Origin of the sequence: Streptomyces sp. NPDC088197 (assembly GCF_044741185.1) — a bacterium.
Classification (GTDB): domain Bacteria; phylum Actinomycetota; class Actinomycetes; order Streptomycetales; family Streptomycetaceae; genus Actinacidiphila.
Window position 1 is genome coordinate 1 of record NZ_JBIUSD010000007.1, and the last position, 16175, is coordinate 16175.

General features: G+C 71.2%; 16 protein-coding genes. 11 read left to right on the plus strand and 5 right to left on the minus strand.

All coding sequences use genetic code 11. The features are described 5' to 3' along the window. Positions 1-136: 136 nt before the first annotated feature. Positions 137-1102, minus strand: a complete 966-nt coding sequence (locus tag ACIOC1_RS18215; protein WP_401855340.1) for an MFS transporter — start codon at positions 1100-1102, stop codon at positions 137-139. Positions 1103-1459: 357 nt separating this feature from the next. Here ACIOC1_RS18215 and ACIOC1_RS18220 point away from each other — a divergent pair, with 357 nt between their 5' ends. The 8 genes from ACIOC1_RS18220 to ACIOC1_RS18255 all read left to right on the plus strand — a co-directional run bounded on the left by ACIOC1_RS18220 (position 1460) and on the right by ACIOC1_RS18255 (position 8842). Continuing rightward, the gene (locus ACIOC1_RS18220) at positions 1460-2107 is read left to right on the plus strand and encodes an HAD family hydrolase (RefSeq protein ID WP_355340706.1); all 648 of its coding nucleotides are present in this window, start codon (positions 1460-1462) and stop codon (positions 2105-2107) included. Positions 2108-2276: 169 nt separating this feature from the next. Continuing rightward, a complete protein-coding gene (locus ACIOC1_RS18225) occupies positions 2277-3458 on the plus strand; it encodes an MFS transporter (RefSeq protein WP_401855773.1) in 1182 nt (393 codons plus the stop codon). Further along, complete coding sequence (locus ACIOC1_RS18230; protein WP_401855343.1) at positions 3427-4599, plus strand: acetoin utilization protein AcuC; 1173 nt, start codon at positions 3427-3429, stop codon at positions 4597-4599. Before ACIOC1_RS18225 ends, ACIOC1_RS18230 begins: the two co-directional genes overlap by 32 nt. A gap of 246 nt (positions 4600-4845) precedes the next feature. Next, positions 4846-5679: a phosphatase gene (locus ACIOC1_RS18235; RefSeq protein WP_391052069.1), complete on the plus strand. Its 834-nt coding sequence runs from the start codon at positions 4846-4848 to the stop codon at positions 5677-5679. 128 nt (positions 5680-5807) lie between these two features. Then, positions 5808-6029, plus strand: a complete 222-nt coding sequence (locus tag ACIOC1_RS18240; RefSeq protein WP_188281714.1) for a helix-turn-helix domain-containing protein — start codon at positions 5808-5810, stop codon at positions 6027-6029. Between the two features lie 137 nt (positions 6030-6166). Then, positions 6167-6265 carry a 30S ribosomal protein bS22 gene (locus tag ACIOC1_RS18245; RefSeq protein WP_003948845.1) on the plus strand — a complete coding sequence of 33 codons (99 nt, stop codon included), beginning with the start codon at positions 6167-6169 and terminating at the stop codon, positions 6263-6265. Between the two features lie 196 nt (positions 6266-6461). Next, positions 6462-7529 (plus strand): NAD-dependent epimerase/dehydratase family protein, encoded by a 1068-nt coding sequence (locus tag ACIOC1_RS18250; protein WP_355340696.1) that lies wholly within the window; start codon positions 6462-6464, stop codon positions 7527-7529. A 26-nt stretch (positions 7530-7555) separates the two neighbouring features. Beyond that, positions 7556-8842, plus strand: a complete 1287-nt coding sequence (locus ACIOC1_RS18255; protein WP_401855346.1) for a lysophospholipid acyltransferase family protein — start codon at positions 7556-7558, stop codon at positions 8840-8842. A gap of 98 nt (positions 8843-8940) precedes the next feature. Here the strand turns inward: ACIOC1_RS18255 and ACIOC1_RS18260 are convergent, their stop codons facing one another. The 4 genes from ACIOC1_RS18260 to ACIOC1_RS18275 all read right to left on the minus strand — a co-directional run bounded on the left by ACIOC1_RS18260 (position 8941) and on the right by ACIOC1_RS18275 (position 13005). Then, complete coding sequence (locus tag ACIOC1_RS18260; protein ID WP_401855349.1) at positions 8941-10212, minus strand: DUF5667 domain-containing protein; 1272 nt, start codon at positions 10210-10212, stop codon at positions 8941-8943. A 241-nt stretch (positions 10213-10453) separates the two neighbouring features. Further along, a complete protein-coding gene (locus ACIOC1_RS18265) occupies positions 10454-11278 on the minus strand; it encodes an ECF subfamily RNA polymerase sigma factor, BldN family (protein WP_355340688.1) in 825 nt (274 codons plus the stop codon). Between the two features lie 340 nt (positions 11279-11618). Then, a complete protein-coding gene (locus ACIOC1_RS18270; protein ID WP_401855352.1) occupies positions 11619-12632 on the minus strand; it encodes an HAD family hydrolase in 1014 nt (337 codons plus the stop codon). Positions 12633-12735: 103 nt separating this feature from the next. Further along, positions 12736-13005, minus strand: coding sequence for a glutaredoxin family protein (locus ACIOC1_RS18275; RefSeq protein WP_401308940.1), 270 nt, complete (start codon positions 13003-13005; stop codon positions 12736-12738). Positions 13006-13200: 195 nt separating this feature from the next. Here ACIOC1_RS18275 and ACIOC1_RS18280 point away from each other — a divergent pair, with 195 nt between their 5' ends. The 3 genes from ACIOC1_RS18280 to ACIOC1_RS18290 all read left to right on the plus strand — a co-directional run bounded on the left by ACIOC1_RS18280 (position 13201) and on the right by ACIOC1_RS18290 (position 16093). Then, positions 13201-13899 (plus strand): 3'-5' exonuclease, encoded by a 699-nt coding sequence (locus ACIOC1_RS18280; protein WP_355340679.1) that lies wholly within the window; start codon positions 13201-13203, stop codon positions 13897-13899. Positions 13900-14030: 131 nt separating this feature from the next. Then, a complete protein-coding gene (locus ACIOC1_RS18285; RefSeq protein WP_188281706.1) occupies positions 14031-14741 on the plus strand; it encodes a redox-sensing transcriptional repressor Rex in 711 nt (236 codons plus the stop codon). Then, the gene (locus ACIOC1_RS18290) at positions 14738-16093 is read left to right on the plus strand and encodes a glutamyl-tRNA reductase (protein ID WP_401855356.1); all 1356 of its coding nucleotides are present in this window, start codon (positions 14738-14740) and stop codon (positions 16091-16093) included. Before ACIOC1_RS18285 ends, ACIOC1_RS18290 begins: the two co-directional genes overlap by 4 nt. Positions 16094-16175: the final 82 nt, after the last annotated feature.

Sequence of the window (16175 nt, forward strand, 5' to 3'; positions counted from 1 at the left end):
GGGGACCCTGTGGGAGAGTAGGACACCGCCGAACAATTTTTATGGAAGAGGCCCGGCCTCGGATCTTAGGATCCGACGCCGGGCCTCTTTTGCGTTCCCCGCCACCCACCGGAAAACCGGTTTTCGAGTCCGCCTATCAGCCGGGCGTCGAGGACAGGAGGAGCGGGAGGGCGAGGAGGGCGCTGGTCCAGAAGGGGGCGAGGGGACCGGCGCTCGTGTGGAGGGTGGCGGCGGCGGTCAGGGGACCGAGGGCCGCGCCGAGGTTGAGGGCGGCGGTGGCGTAGGAGCCGGACATGGTGGGGGCGGCGGCTGCTTCGTAGAGGACGCGGGTGATCAGGGTGCCGCCGAGGAGGAAGGACAGGGCGCCCTGGAGGAAGACGAGGGGGAGCAGGGCGGCCGGCCGGTCGGCCAGGAGGGCCAGGGCGAGCCAGCCGAGGAGCAGCAGGGGGCCCGCGGTGGTGAGGACCAGGCCGGGGCGGTGGTCGGCGAGGCGGCCCGCGAGGGTGACTCCGGCGAAGGAACCGGCGCCGAAGAGCATCAGGGCCACCGAGATCCACAGGCGGCCGAGGCCCGCGGTGTCGGTGACGACCGGTGCGAGGAAGGTGAAGCTCGCGAAGGTGGCCGCGTTCAGCAGGGTGCCGAGTACCGCGCCCGCGGGCACCCCGGCGACCGTGGCCACCGTCGTCCCGGAGAGCAGTACGGCCAGCGCGCGGCCCTTGCGGTCGGGGGAGACGAGGGTGACGGCGGTGGTGAGGGCGACGGCGAGGAAGCCCGCGTTCGCGAGTGCGGCGACGATCCGGGTGGCGAACAGGACCGGGAAGCTGTCGGTGACGGCGCCCGCGGCGTGCGCCGCCGCGAAGGCGACGACGAAGGCGAGCAGGCTGCTGCGTGCGGGCCAGGCGCGGGCGAGGGCGGCCATCAGCGGGGCGCCGACGACCATGCCGATCGCGAAGGCCGAGGTGAGCGTGCCCGCGGTGCCGACCGTCACGTCGAGGTCGGCAGCGATGTCCGGCAGGAGGCCGGCCAGCATGAATTCGGAGGTGCCCATGGCGAAGACGGCCATGGCGAGCAGGTACAGCGGAACAGGGAGACGGAGAGGCATCGGGAAAGGCTCCGAGGTGAGGAGATGCACGAGAGGAAACGTGAAAACGTCGTCTCGTCACCGCGGTCAGCACCCGGGGTGCGGCAGCCGTCCAGCCATGGCCGCGCGAAGAGCCGCGCGGAGAGTCGCACGAAAGCGCGGAGGGCCGCTCAAGGCCCGCAGGGCCGCTCAAAAGCGCGGAGAGGCCGCGAAAGGCCGCGCAAAAGGAGCGTGCGAAAAAGGCGGACGGTGAAAGGGAGCTGCGAACTCAGTGGTTCAGGGGGCTGACGGCGTGACCGAAAGCCCCCGCCTTGGATGCCTCGGGGCTCGACATGGCCCGTACGCTACCGGATGCGTGCCCCCAACTACAGTGGCCGTATGCGGTATGACCTGGTCATCTTCGACAACGACGGCGTCCTTGTGGACAGCGAGCCGATATCCAACCGGATTCTCGCCGGGCACCTGACGGAGGTGGGGCATCCGACGACGTACGAGGACTCGATCCGGGACTACATGGGCGCGGCGGTGCACCGGGTGCACGACGTGGTGTGGGAGCGGTCGGGGCGGCGGCTGCCCGAGGGGTTCGACGAGGAGCTGCACGCGCGGGTCTTCGCGGCCTTCGAACGGGAGCTGGAGCCGGTGGCGGGGGCGGCCGGGGTGCTGGACCGGCTGGTGGCGGAGGGGGTGCCGTACTGCCTGGCGTCGTCGGGGAGCCATGAGCGGATCAGGGTGGCGCTGCGCAGGACCGGGCTGTACGAGCGGTTCGGGGAGGAGCGGATCTTCTCGTCGCAGGACGTGGGGCGGGGGAAGCCGGCGCCGGATCTGTTCCTGCACGCGGCGGCCGTGATGGGGGTGGCCCCCGAGCGGTGCGCGGTGGTCGAGGACAGTCCGTTGGGGGTGCGGGCGGCGGTCGCGGCGGGGATGGACGTGTACGCGTTCACGGCGATGACCCCGGCGGAGAAGGTGGCCGACGCGACGGCCCTGTTCGGTGCGATGGAAGGGCTGCCCGACCTGCTGCTGAGGTGAGCGGGAGCGGTCCGGGGAGCCGTCCGGCGCGGGTTGATCACAATTGTGACCCCCGCCACCTACTCATCCGTAGCTTCCGCGTTTACGCTGCTCGCTCATGGACGAAGCCGCGCAGAGCGCCCCCGGGGGGCCCGCCGCCCCCGTGAAGTACCGGCAGCCGGACGACCGGCTGCGGCACGGGCGGGCCGCGCTCGCGATCAGCTTCTTCGCGCAGGGCGCGCTGTTCGCGCTGCTGGTCACCCGGATTCCGGCGATCCAGGACCGGTACGGCATCAGCGACGGGCTGCTGCCGGTGTTCCTGGCGGCGGTGCCGATCCTCGCGGGCCTGGGCAGCGTGGCGACCGAGTACGTCGTGAAGCGGATCAGGCCGAGTGCGGTGCTGCGCTGGGTGCAGCCGGTGGTGGCCCTGGTCCTGCTGCTGCTCGGCGCGGGCGACCAGTTGTGGATGGCGGCGGTGACGCTGGCGCTGTTCGGGGTGTGCGTCGGCGGTCTGGACGCGTCGATGAACATGCTCGGGGTGAGCCTCCAGCACACCTACGGCCGCAGCATCATGCTCGGCTTCCACGCCTCGTACAGCCTGGGCGGGATCGTCGGGGCGTGTCTGGCGTGGTCGGGGGCGCACTGGCACATCTCGCTGGTGGCGCTGTACGGGCCGGTGGTGGCGCTGCTGATCCCGCTGACGCTGGTGGCGAGCCGCTGGTACGCCGACCAGGAGCAGCCGTCCGCCACCGAGCTGGGGGGCGAGAAGCAGGCCGTCGTGATGCGGCTGCTGATGCCGCTCTGTCTGGTGATGGCCTTCGCGTACATCGGTGACTCGACGGTCTCCAACTGGAGCGCGAAGTACCTCCAGGACACCTTGCACAGCTCGGAGCAGCTCTCCACCGTGCCGTACGCCGTCTACATGGTGACGACGCTGATCGGCCGTTCGGTGGGTGACTTCGGGGTGCGGCGGTACGGTGCCGCGCCCGTCGTCCGGCTGGGGACGGTGCTGGCGATGGCGGGCTTCGCGGTGGTGGCGGTGGCGCCGGGGGCGTGGGTGGGCATGCTGGGCTTCACGCTGCTGGGGCTCGGGCTGTGCGTGATCGTGCCGCAGACGTTCGCGGCGGCCGGGCGGATGTTCCCCGGTGCCTCGGACTCGGCCATCGCGCGGCTGAACATCTTCAACTACGTGGGTTTCCTGGTCGGCTCGCCGCTGGTGGGCGCGCTGGGCGATGTGTGGAGCTACCGCGGGGCGATGCTCGTGCCGATGGTGCTGGTGGGGGCCACGCTGTTGTACGCCAAGTCCTTCGAGGCCGGGCCCGCCGGGTACGGTGTCGGCCATGAGCGGCCGAGCACAGTTGATGTGGGATGAGCGGGTAACCAAGTACGACTTCGGTCCGGGCCACCCGATGGACCCGGTGCGGCTGTCGCTCACGCGCGGGTTGGTGCGGGCCTTCGGGCTCGACCGGGAGCTGTCGGTGGTGGCGGCGCCCGCGGCCGGTGACTCGACGCTGGCGCTGGTGCACCGGGCGGATTACGTGGCGGCGGTGCGGGCGGCGTCCGCCGATCCGGCCGCGGCGGATCTGTCGTACGGGCTCGGTACCGAGGACAATCCGGCGTTCGCGGGGATGCACGAGGCGTCCGCGCTGATCGCGGGGCAGTCGGTGGGCGCGGCCGAGGCGGTGTGGCAGGGCGATGTGCTGCACGCGGTGAACTTCGCGGGCGGGCTGCACCACGCGATGCCGGGCGCGGCGGCGGGTTTCTGCGTCTACAACGACGCGGCGCTCGCGGTGGCCCGGCTGCTGGAGCTGGGCGCGGAGCGGGTGGTGTACGTGGACGTGGACGTACACCACGGCGACGGTGTGCAGACGGCGTTCTGGGACGACCCGCGGGTGCTGACGATCTCGCTGCACGAGCATCCGCGGACGCTGTTCCCGCAGACGGGGTGGCCGGAGGAGACGGGCGGGCCGTCCGCGGAGGGCAGCGCGGTCAATGTGGCGCTTCCCGCGGGGACGGGTGACGCGGGCTGGCTGCGGGCCTTCCACGCGGTGGTGCCGGAGCTGGTGGCGGCGTTCCGGCCGCAGGTGGTCGTCTCGCAGCACGGCGCGGACACCCACTTCGAGGATCCGCTGGCGCATCTGGCGGTGTCGCTGGACGCGCAGCGGCTGGTCGCGGAGGCGTGTCACGCGCTGGCGCACGACCACGCGGAGGGCCGCTGGGTCGCGCTGGGCGGCGGGGGTTACGCGGTGGCCGATGTGGTGCCGCGTACGTGGACGCATCTGGTGGGGATCGCGGCGGGCGCGCCGGTGGCGCCGAAGACGCCGGTTCCCGAGGAGTGGCGGCACGAGGTCTACGCCCGGACCCGGCAGCAGGGGCCGCTTCGGATGACGGACGGCCGTGATCCGCACTGGGCGGACTTCGCCGACTCCGGTTACGACCCGGCGGACCGGCTCGACCAGGCCGTGATCGCCACCCGCCGCGCGGTCTTCCCGCTCCACGGCCTGCTGCCGTAGGGCCTGTCCGGCGGCACGCCGTAGCGCGTTGTCCCCTTTTCCGGCGAGCGTGGCGCTCCTTCTCCACGGAATCCCCCAATTTCGCACACGCCGTCACCGCGTTGTTCGGTAACCCGTTACAGCGGAGCGCGTACGCGTGTGGCGTAGGTCTTCTACGTCCGGAGCGCACTCGGCGCGGGTCACCCGCACGGGGTGTTTTTGGCGGTTTCGTACCCGGCGGACGGAGGGAGTCGGGACGATCAAGGGGTGCTGAGTGTCGGCGCGCTGCGCGCGCATCTGGTGGCGGCCGGGCTGGCGGGACGGGTCTCGACCCCGAGGGAGAAAAGTCTGCACAGTTACCGGCTCTTCGCGGCGCGGGATCCGCGCCAGACGCTGGGGCTGGATCCGGAAGGGGAGTGGGGCACGGCTGAGTTGCTGCGGCTGATGGCCGACCGCTGCGGTGTGTCGCCGGACCCGGCGGACACCTCGGGGCAGGACACGATCGACCCGGACTGCACGGTGGCGGCGCTGGACGCCTTCGCCGAGCGCCTTGGCAGGGCGGCGCAGGATCGTATCCCCGTTCTGCTGGGGACGGGCCACCCTCATCGGCTGTTGGGCTTCTACGCCTCTTTGGCCGCCGCGCTGTCGGCGGCGGGATGTGTGATTCTCACCCCTGCGTACGGCGGCTACGTCGATATGCCGACACAGTTCGGGGTACGGCGTCACAATCTTTGGTACGTGGGAGGTGTCGCCGTGGTGCGCCCCGTGCCTGGTGCGGAGGGTTCGCAGGAGGGTGCGGGGGCGGGCGAACCGGGTGCTCATACGCACTCCCCGCTGCCCGTCAGAGCGGCCCTCGCGGCTGCCGCGGAGCAGGGCGGAGTGCTGCCGCGGCTGGTGGTCGGGGACCACGGATTCGTATGCGGGGCAGGGCAGTTGGGCATCGAGGCGATCGGTCTCGCCGACTCCGACGACCCCGCGGTGTTCGTCGCGGAAGCGGAGGGCAGGGTGTCGGTCGCGGTACCGCTGGACGACACCGTGCGGTCCGATTACTACCGGCCGCTTACCCGCTACGTACTCCATCGGGCGTGGCTGTCACAGTAATCAACTATTGGCAACTCCTCTTCCCCACTTGCATCATGCGCCCCTAATCTGAGGGGGAGCGCACTTGACTGTTGGAGTCGCCGGAGGGGAAGCCGGTGGCCGTCAGGTGCGGAAAGTTCAGGTGTGTCATGGCTTCAAGCGAAACCAGGCCTCTCAACGAGGTCGTGTTCCTTACCGTGGCCGAAGTTGCCGCGGTCATGCGCGTGTCCAAGATGACGGTGTACCGGCTGGTGCACAGCGGTCATCTGCCGGCGATCCGGGTGGGGAGGTCTTTCCGGGTTCCGGAGCAGGCCGTCCACGACTACCTGCGTGAGTCCTATGTGGGGGTGGGGGTGGGGGAATCTGCCTGATCTCGCCCGCCGAGGGCCGCTGACCGCCTGCGTGGGGCTCGGTTTATGCTCGTCCGCCTCGGGCGGGTAGGCTTGGCCGACGTAGGTCGTGTGGGCTCGGACGCCCCGCACCGAGTGAAAACGAAGCGAGGGTAGTCGTGGGCTCTGTCATCAAGAAGCGGCGTAAGCGTATGGCCAAGAAGAAGCACCGCAAGCTGCTGAAGCGGACGCGCGTTCAGCGTCGCAACAAGAAGTAAGCGGGCTCGACGCAGTACGCCGCTCTTCCTGCCCCCTCCACCGCCTGTAGGCGGCGGAGGGGGCAGTGGCGTTTTCCGGGGCAGGTGTGACGGAGGGGGCAGCGGCGTGACGTCGGCGGCCCGCACAGCGGGCCGTCACTGCGGCGCAACAACGAACGGGTACGGTGCGTACAACCCCGTAGGAAGGCGCTGAACCGTGGGCAAGGTGGTGCTCGTCACCGGAGTCGCGCGACCGATCGGCGGCCGTTTCGTCCGCCGCGTCCTGCGGGAGCCGGAGGTCGACCGGGTGATCGCGGTCGACGCCGTACCGCCCGAGCACGATCTGGGCGCCGCGGAGTTCGTCCGCGCCGACATCCGGCAGCCCATGATCGCCAAGGTCCTCGCGCAGACGTCGGTCGACACCGTCGTGCACCTGGACGTCAGCGCCACCACCACGATGGGCTCCGGCGGCCGGACGCAGGTCAAGGAGACCAACGTCATCGGCACGATGCAACTCCTGGGCGCCTGCCAGAAGGCCCCGACCGTACGGCGCCTGGTCGTGAAGTCCACCACCAGCGTCTACGGCGCCGCGCCGCGCGACCCGGCCGTCTTCACCGAGACGATGCCCGCCAAGTCGCTGCCGAGCGGCGGCTTCGCGAAGGACGCCGTCGAGGTCGAGGGGTACGTGCGGGGCTTCGCGCGCCGCCGCCCGGACGTCGCGGTCGCGGTGCTGCGGTTCGCGAACATCCTCGGCGCGCACGCCGACACCCCGCTCGCGGAGTTCTTCGCGCTGCCCGTGCTGCCCACCGTCCTCGGCTACGACCCCCGGTTGCAGTTCGTCCACGAGGACGACGTGAACGAGGTGCTGGTACTGGCCGCGCTCGACGCGCGGCGCGGGACCCTCAACAGCGGGACGTTCAACATCGCGGGCGACGGGGTGCTGCTGCTGTCGCAGACCGCGCGGCGGCTCGGCAAGCCGACCGTGCCGGTGCTGCTGCCCGCGGTCACCTGGATCGGGCGGACGCTGAAGGCCGCGGGCGTCACCGACTTCTCGCGCGAACAGATTCGGCTGTTGACGCACGGCAGGGTGGTGGACACCCGGCAGATGCGTGAGACGCTCGGTTTCGTGCCGGCGTACACGACGGCCGAGACGTTCGCCGACTTCGCGCGCAGCCGCGGGCCCGGGCTGCTGCCGCCGGACCGGATGGCGCGCGCCGTCGACCGGCTCGCCGCGGCGGCGCTGGCGCCCGACGCCGCGGACGCCACCGACGCCGACCACGCGTGACCGCACCAGGCAGAAGGAGTCGAACCATGGCAGACGCCAAGGTGATCCCGTTCGGCGACGATTCGCGGGCGCGGCGTACGGGCTCGGGTTCCGGCTCGGGTCCGGGGTCCGGCTCGGGTTCCGGCCGGTCGCGCGGCGGCCGGTCCGCGGGCGCCAGGAAGAAGGACGGCGCCGGGTCGTCAGGCGCGGGCGGGCCGGGCACGCAGCCGCTGGCGGCGGTGCCCGAGGTGCCGGAGCCCCAGGAGACGGCCGAGGCGGGCTCAGAGCCGGGCGGTACGGGCGCCGCGGTCCCCGCGCAGGGAAGCGGCGGCGGGACCGAAGCGGAATCCGCCACGGGGGCGCGTACGGGTTCCGGTTCCGGGTCCGCTTTCGGGTCCGCCTCAGGGTCCGCTTCCGGTTCCGGTTCCGCCGCGGGGGACGAGGGGCCGGGGCTGGCCGCCGCGCTCGGCGGGGTCGCCGACCGGCTGCTCGGCGGGGACTGGGAGCGGAAGGTCGCCTCCGGCCTGTCGTTCCTGCGGCGCCGGGTCACCGGCGAGTACGAGGTCGACGAATTCGGCTACGACGCCGAGTTGACCGAGCAGGTGCTGATGTCGGTGCTGCGGCCGTTCTTCGACACGTACTTCCGGGTCGAGGTGAAGGGCATCGAGAACATCCCCGCCGAGGGCGGGGCGCTGGTGGTCTCCAACCACTCCGGGACGCTGCCGGTCGACGGCCTCATGACGCAGGTCGCCGTGCACGACCACCACCCGGCGGGACGGCACTTGCGGCTGCTCGCCGCCGACCTGGTCTTCATGCTGCCGGTGGTCAACGAATTCGCCCGTAAGGCCGGGCACACGCTGGCGTGCGCGGAGGACGCCGAGGTCCTGCTGGAGCGCGGGGAGGTCGTCGGGGTCATGCCCGAGGGCTTCAAGGGACTCGGCAAGCCGTTCTCGGAGCGGTACAAGCTCCAGCGGTTCGGGCGCGGCGGATTCGTCGCGACGGCGCTGAAGACGAAGGTGCCGATCATTCCGTGCTCGGTGGTCGGCGCCGAGGAGATCTATCCGATGGTCGGCAACTCCCGCACCCTCGCGCGCGTGCTCGGCGTCCCGTACTTCCCCCTCACCCCCACCTTCCCCTGGCTGGGGCCGCTCGGACTCGTCCCCCTCCCCACCAAGTGGACGATCCAGTTCGGCGAGCCCATCCTCACCGACGCCTACCCGCCCGAGGCGGCGGAGGACCCCATGCTCGTCTTCAACCTGACCGACCAGGTCCGCGAGACGATCCAGCACACCCTGTACAAGCTGCTGGTGGACAGGCGGTCCGTCTTCTTCTGAGGGCGACCCCGCCACGCGTCGGGCGGTGTTCTTCTGAACGTGAAAGGGCGGCCGGTTCTCCTCGCGGGGAGCCGGCCGCCCTTGGGTGTGCGGTGGTGCTAGTCGTTCGAGTCGTCCACGCCGAGGCCGAGGCCGGGGAGGAGGCCGGGCAGGAGCGGGGGGAGGGTGACGGAGTGGGGCGGGGTGGCGGAGGTGGACGGGGTGTCCGTGGCGCCGTTGCCGCTGCCGGGAGTGCTGTTCGGCGGGGGCGGGAGCAGCGGGCCGCCGATCAGGCCCTCGTGCTGCGGGGTGGTGGGCGACGCCGACGGGTTGCCGCTCGGCGCCTGCCCGGACTTGCTGTCCCCGGACGCGGGCGCGGACGGCGTGCCGGAGCCGGAGCCCGTACCGCTGCCCGTACCGTCGTCGCTTCCGCCGCCGGAACGCCGGTGGCCCCGGGAGCCGGAGGAACTGTCGTCCTTCGGCTTGGGGAGCACGGATTCGAGCGGCTTAACGTCATCGTCTATGGCGGCGAAGACCGACGAGACCTGGTCGGAGACATCGGTGAGCTGGCTGGGCAGCTTGCCCCGCATCTCGGTCCAGCCCTGCCGGTGCGACGCGGCGAAGGTGTTGAGCAGCGCCATCGGCTGGAGCGAGCCGTCCTTCGCGTACGCCTGGGTGAGCAGCCGGTGTCCCTCGGCGGCCTCCTGCCGCATGCCGGACAGCGCCTTGCGCACATCGCCGACGGACTCGTCGTCGAGCTGTCCGCCGCGCTGCCGGTCCATGAGCCGCCGGGCCTCCTGCATGCGCGTGGAGGCCATGTCGAGGTAGACCTTGCCGCGGGAGGCGTCACTGCCCGCCATGTCGAGCTTCAGGTCCTCCATGCCCCGCTTGAGGCCGTAGAGGGTGTCACCTGGCAGCGCGTTCGTACTGGCCGCCGCGACTCCGCCGAAGGCACCGGCGGCGACGCCGACGGACAGGCCGCCGACCGCGAGCCGCCGGGACAGCCGGGAGCGCGGGGTGAGCTTGCGCAGCCGGTGGGCCCCGTGTCCGCCGGTGCCCTCCGAGCGCTGCTCGGGAACCCGGCCGGTGACCTCGAAACTGCCGTCGGCGATGGCCTGTTCCATCGCGGCGATGAGCTGCGCGCGCTGGACGGTCTTCTTCTCGGCGTCCAGTACGGGCGCCGGCCGGTCGCCGATGGCCGCGGCGAGCGACAGCAGCGAGTCCTGTTCGGGATCCGCGTGCCGGGCCGCGGCATGGCTGCCGTGCTGCCCGCTCGCCGGTCCGGCACCGCCGCCACCGCGCTCGCCGGTGGTCTCGTCGAGGACAGCAGCGTCCTCAAGGGCCTGGGCGAAGGCGTTCGCCCGGCGGTGTGCCGTTGCCTGTCCGATCACGGGCGGCACCTCCTCTCGTCATCCACACTCGACTCCCCATGCCGCCCGGAAGGTTGCGTTCCCGGCTGCCGTCCACCCGATCGAGTGAACAGCAACAGGCAGCGCGCGGCACAGATATGTCTGCATGTGATGCAACGAGTGCCGGGCCAGTTGGGTTACGCAGGTCTGATGATCGGGTCGGCTCTGATGATCGGACTGATAGGCCGAATGACGGCCTGCCGGGGTACGGGACAACGCGGACTCACCGGGCGTCTTCCGGTAGCAGCCTGGCCAGGGTGCGGACCGCCCGGTACTGGAGGGTCTTGATCGCCCCCTCGTTCTTGCCCATGATGCGGGCGGTCTCGGCCACCGAGAGACCTTGGAGAAACCGCAGCGTCACGCACTCCTGCTGCTGCGGATTGAGCTTGCGCACGGCCTGGAGCAGCGCCTCGTTCGACAGCGACTCCAGAACGGAGTCCTCGGGGCTGCGCTCGACCTCGTTCGCGTCGAGCATTTCACCGGTGGTCACTTCCAACCGGAACCGGCTCGATTTGAAGTGGTCGGCGACCAGATTGCGGGCGATCGTGACCAGCCACGCGCCGAAGTCACGGCCCTGCCAGGTGAAGGTACCGATTCTGCGCAGGGCGCGCAGGAACGTCTCACTCGTCAGATCCTCGGCCGTGGCTTTGCTGCCGACGCGGTAATAGATGTAGCGGTAGACGGTGTCGGAGTAGTGGTCGTAGAGCCGTCCGAAGGCTTCGGTCTCGCCTTCCTGGGCCCTTTCGACCAGGTCCATCATCCGGCCGCTGTCGGTGTCGGAGGCCGGGCGGCGGGCGGTGGTCGTGGCGGTCGACTGACCGCCGCCGGAGCCGTTGCCCGCGCCGGTGGTGCTGGTGGAGCTGCTGCGGGTGCGTCTGCCTGCGGCTGTGCTGACTTCGGCCAGCGCGTAAGCGTGGCCGGGGACGGTGGGACCGGACGTGGCGAAGGCGGGCGCGGCGTACGTGGGGACTGTGCGCATCAGGCGGTCAACCACCAGTGCGCGCAACGCAGCCAGGCCAGAGGTGTCAACCCCGTCGTGTGGGTACACGGGACTCCCAGAGGCAGAACTTCCATCACGTGCAGTACGGGACCGTTCACTCGTCGTGGCGACGTGTGGGTACCGGAATGCGTCTGAGGAGAATAACGCTTCGTACAGGCGACGCTACACCGAGTTGCTCAAATCGCCGTTTCCGCCACTTCCTAAGCGGAATGGTGATCGAGCAATTATCGAACAGGCGCCCTTAGTTGACCACTTCTGCTCGTGAAATGGTCGCGGAGAGAGCGTGTTGTGCTCGTGTTCACGCGTGTCGCTCCCGCCACTTCGGACGCCCCGCGGCACGGCGGATCCGCGGCGTCACGGGGGTCACAGGCGTCCCGTGACGGCTGCGTCAGGAGTGCCGGCGGCGGCTGATCGCGACGGCGGCCAGGGCGCCGCCCGCCACCGCGCCCATCCCGGCCGCGGCGGGGATGCCGATCTTGGCGGCCTTGCGCCCGGTGCGGTAGTCGCGCAGCCGCCAGCCCTCGGCGCGGGCGTGCTTGCGCAGCCTGCTGTCGGGGTTGATGGCGTAGGGGTGGCCGACCAGGGACAGTATCGGGATGTCGTTGGAGGAGTCGCTGTACGCGGCGCACAGCGACAGGTCCAGGTCCTCGGCGGCGGCCAGGGCGCGTACGGCCTCGGCTTTCGCGGGTCCGTGCAGCGGCTCGCCGACCAGGTGCCCGGTGTAGACGCCGTCGATCGACTCGGCGACCGTGCCGAGCGCGCCGGTCAGGCCGAGGCGGCGGGCGATGATCGTGGCGGTCTCGACGGGTGCGGCGGTCACCAGCCAGACGCGCTGCCCGGCGTCCAGGTGGGCCTGGGCGAGCGCGCGGGTGCCGGGCCAGATCTTGCCCGCCATGTACTCGTCGTAGATCTCCTCGCCGATGGACATCAGTTCTTCGACGCGGTGCCCCTTGATGATGGACAGCGCGCTCTCGCGCACGTCCTGCATGTGCTCGGGGTCCTCGTTGCCCGCCATGCGGAAGTACGTCTGCTGCCAGGCGAAGCGCAGCAGGTCGCGGGTGTCGAAGAACTTCCGCTTGTACAGGCCGCGGCCGAAGTGGAATATCGCGGCGCCCTGCATCACGGTGTTGTCGAGGTCGAAGAAGGCCGCCGCGCGGGGCTGGTCGTGCGCCGGGAACTCAGGTTCCGCGGGCTCGTCCGGCTTCCCCGTCCTGGCGGATTTCGCGGACGCCGCGGATCTCGCGGACGTGACGGTTTCCTCCGGCCCGGCGGAAACCGCGTCCCGCAGCCGGGTCTTGGTGGCCAGGGCGGTCTCCGCGGCCAGTGCCGCGGCCTCGCCTGCCAGCACACTGCGCTCGGTGCCGGCCTGCCTACGGGGGGTGAGCCATCTGCGTGCGGCCATACCGCGAGCATAACCACCCGGCGCGTCAAGCCCTGTTCGCGCACGATGCGGGGGCGTGAACGCCGCACGACCGGACAGTGACCGGCTGCGGGTCCCGGCCGGGTCAGCCCGCGGTGAGCGCCGCGCGCAGCCGCTTCTCGTCCACACGCCAGAACGTGTGCTGTTCGCCGTCGATGAGGACGACGGGGATCTGCTCCCAGTACCGCGCGTACAGCGCCTCGTCCCGGGTGATGTCCCGTTCCTCCACGGCCGCGCCGGTCTCGCCCGCCACCTTCTCGATCACGGTGCGCGCGTCGTCGCACAGGTGGCAGCCGGGCTTGCCGATGAGCGTGACCGTGCGCACGGCCGCCGCCGCGGTGTCGTCGTTCGTCATACGGGCCATTGTGCGCCGGACGGTCCGGCCCCCGTACGGCGCCGGGTCGCACCACCTGTCACCCGTGACCCTCCGTGCGGCCGTACTGCACCTGTGTCACAGGCGATATGCGGGCGTTACTCGCACTCGCGCACATTCGATTACGATCGAGGTCGTTTTGTACGGCCGGGGGCGATGCGTGAGGAGTGTGACCGCGTGCTCTCGGCTCCGAGCCAGGCTTCGGCGTACGGCTTTGCCGTGGTCGACGTCGAGGCGACCGGTTCGTCGTCGCGGCGGCACCGGGTGGTGGAGCTGGCGGTCGTACTGCTGGACAAGGACCTGACTCCGCAGGGCGAGTTCACGACGCTCGTCGATCCGCACGGCCCGGTCGGCCCGACGCACATCCACGGCATCGAGGGCGGCGACCTCGGCGGGGCGCCCTCGTTCGACGGCATCGCGGCCCGGCTGCTAAGCCTGCTGCGCGGCCGGGTGCTCGTGGGGCACAACGTGGGGTGCGACCGCTCGTTCCTGGCCGCCGAGTACGCCCGCGTCGGGGTGCGGCTGCCGTCTATACCAGAACTTTGCACGATGCGGATGGCCGCCGCCCGCTTGCCCGTTCCGCACGGACTGTCACTGCGCGACTGCGCCGAGGCAGCGGGCGTCACGGAGTGGCACGCGCACACCGCGCTGGGTGACGCCCGTGCGACGGCTGAGCTGTTCTCGCACTACGTTCGGGGTGCGGAATCGGTCGAATTTGCGGAATCCGCCGTTCTGGACGAGCGGCTGGCGCAGGCCGCCGCGGTGGAATGGCCGCAGGCCACTGGCCTACCGGGGGTCGTTGACGCACTCTGGAAGCGCCGCAGCAACGATTCCGCACGGCGAATGGTGCCCAATGTCCGTAATGGGAGCGCGTGATGCCGGTCACGTCCGCCGGGCAAATCGGACACCATCTTTGTGCACGCGTTCACAAAGACATAGCCTGCTGTCCACGGGGCGGCCCCAAAGACCGTGGTCGTCTTCAGCCCAGCTCTACCCGCAGGAGCACCGTGGCAACTGGCCGATCTCACCGACCGGCGACCCGCAGCCGAGGGATTCCCGAGGCCACCGTCGCCAGACTTCCGCTGTACCTGCGGGCACTGACAGCACTCTCCGAGCGCTCGGTGCCCACCGTGTCGTCGGAGGAACTCGCCGCCGCCGCCGGGGTCAACTCGGCCAAGCTGCGCAAGGACTTCTCCTACCTCGGCTCCTACGGGACCCGTGGCGTGGGCTACGACGTCGAGTACCTCGTCTACCAGATCAGCCGTGAGCTGGGCCTCACGCAGGACTGGCCGGTCGTCATCGTCGGTATCGGCAACCTCGGCGCCGCGCTCGCCAACTACGGCGGGTTCGCCTCCCGCGGCTTCCGGGTCGCCGCGCTGCTGGACGCCGACCCCGCCCTCGCGGGCCGTCTGGTCGCCGGGCTCCCGGTCCGCCACATCGACGAGCTGGAGTCGATCGTCGACGACAACCAGGTGTCGATCGGCGTCATCGCCACGCCCGCCGGCGCCGCCCAGGAGGTCACCGACCGCCTCGTGGCCGCCGGTGTGACCTCGATCCTCAACTTCGCGCCGACCGTGCTGACCGTTCCGGACGGCGTCGACGTACGCAAGGTCGACCTCTCCATCGAGCTGCAGATCCTCGCCTTCCACGAGCAGCGCAAGGCGGGCGAGGACCGCCAGGACCCGGACGGTGACGTACCCGCCGTGATGCCCGCATGAGCGTTCTCGTCGTCGGACTCAGCCACCGCAGCGCACCCGTGAGCGTCCTGGAAAGGGCCGCGCTCACCGGGGACGCCCGCGCCAAGCTGCTCCAGGACGCGCTCGCCGCGGAGCCCGCCGCCGAGGCGGTGGTGCTCTCGACGTGCAACCGCATCGAGCTGTACGCGGACGTCGACAAGTTCCACGCCGGGGTCGCCGAACTGTCCACGCTCCTCGCCCAGCACAGCGGCGTCGGCCTCGAAGAGCTGACCCCGCACCTGTACGTGCACTACGAGGACCGGGCCGTCCACCACCTGCTCTCCGTGGCCTGCGGGCTGGACTCCATGGTCGTCGGCGAGGGCCAGATCCTCGGCCAGATCAAGGACGCGCTGGCCGCGGGGCAGGAGCTGCACACCGCGGGGCGGCTGCTCAACGACCTGTTCCAGCAGGCCCTGCGGGTCGGCAAGCGCGCCCACTCCGAGACCGGGATAGACCGGGCGGGCCAGTCCCTGGTCACCTTCGGCCTGGACCAGCTCGCCGTGACGACGGGACCGCTCGCCGGCCGCCGCGCCCTCGTCGTCGGCGCGGGCTCCATGTCCTCCCTGGCCGCCGCCACGCTCGCGCGCGCGGGCGTGCGCGAGCTGGCCATCGCCAACCGCACGGTCGACCGGGCCGAGCGCCTCGCGGCGACCCTGGCCTCCGACAACGGCGCCCTCGACAGCCGCGCGATCACCATGTCCGAGGTGTCCGCCGCGCTGCGCACCGCCGACGTCGTGGTGTCCTGCACCGGCGCGACCGGCCTGGTGCTGAGCGCGGACGACCTGCGCGCCGCCCTCGCCGAGCGCCCGGCGGGCACCGACCTCGCCGTGCTTGACCTCGCCATGCCGCGCGACATCGACTCGGCCGCGCACGCCCTGCTCGGCGTGCACCTGGTCGACATAGAGTCGCTGGCCGCCGCGTCCGCCGACGCGCCCATGGCCGCCGACGTCGACGCCGTGCGCGCCATCGTCTCCGAAGAGGTCGCCGCCTTCGGCGCGGCTCAGCGTGCCGCTCGCATCACGCCCACCGTGGTGGCGCTGCGCGCCATGGCCGCCGACGTCGTGGCGGGTGAACTTTCCCGCCTCGAAGGTAGGCTGCCCGATCTGGACGACAAGCAGCGCGCCGAGATCACCCAGACGGTGCGCCGCGTCGTCGACAAGCTCCTGCACGCGCCCACCGTGCGGGTCAAGCAGCTCGCGGGCGAACCGGGCGGCGCGGGCTACGCCGACGCCCTGCGCGAGCTCTTCGACCTCGACCCGCAGGCCGTAGCCGCCGTCCGCTCCGCGCCGACCCGCACCACCCTGGGCGTCCCAGAACCGAATCGAGGCCGCTGAATGAACGAGACGGGTGCCCCGCACGAGCCCGGGGCTGTGTCTGATCTGGGGCTGCCGCCGGGTGGGCGCGAGGTGTCTGAGG

What these genes read in the sequence shown, in the direction of transcription:
- ACIOC1_RS18230 (WP_401855343.1), top strand. Translation starts at nt 3,427, where the DNA reads ATGAGCGGCCGAGCACAGTTGATGTGGGATGAGCGGGTAACCAAGTAC.
- ACIOC1_RS18270 (WP_401855352.1), bottom strand. Translation starts at nt 12,632, where the DNA reads ATGGCCGCACGCAGATGGCTCACCCCCCGTAGGCAGGCCGGCACCGAG.
- ACIOC1_RS18255 (WP_401855346.1), top strand. Translation starts at nt 7,556, where the DNA reads ATGGCAGACGCCAAGGTGATCCCGTTCGGCGACGATTCGCGGGCGCGG.
- ACIOC1_RS18215 (WP_401855340.1), bottom strand. Translation starts at nt 1,102, where the DNA reads ATGCCTCTCCGTCTCCCTGTTCCGCTGTACCTGCTCGCCATGGCCGTC.
- ACIOC1_RS18290 (WP_401855356.1), top strand. Translation starts at nt 14,738, where the DNA reads ATGAGCGTTCTCGTCGTCGGACTCAGCCACCGCAGCGCACCCGTGAGC.
- ACIOC1_RS18275 (WP_401308940.1), bottom strand. Translation starts at nt 13,005, where the DNA reads ATGACGAACGACGACACCGCGGCGGCGGCCGTGCGCACGGTCACGCTC.
- ACIOC1_RS18220 (WP_355340706.1), top strand. Translation starts at nt 1,460, where the DNA reads ATGCGGTATGACCTGGTCATCTTCGACAACGACGGCGTCCTTGTGGAC.
- ACIOC1_RS18240 (WP_188281714.1), top strand. Translation starts at nt 5,808, where the DNA reads ATGGCTTCAAGCGAAACCAGGCCTCTCAACGAGGTCGTGTTCCTTACC.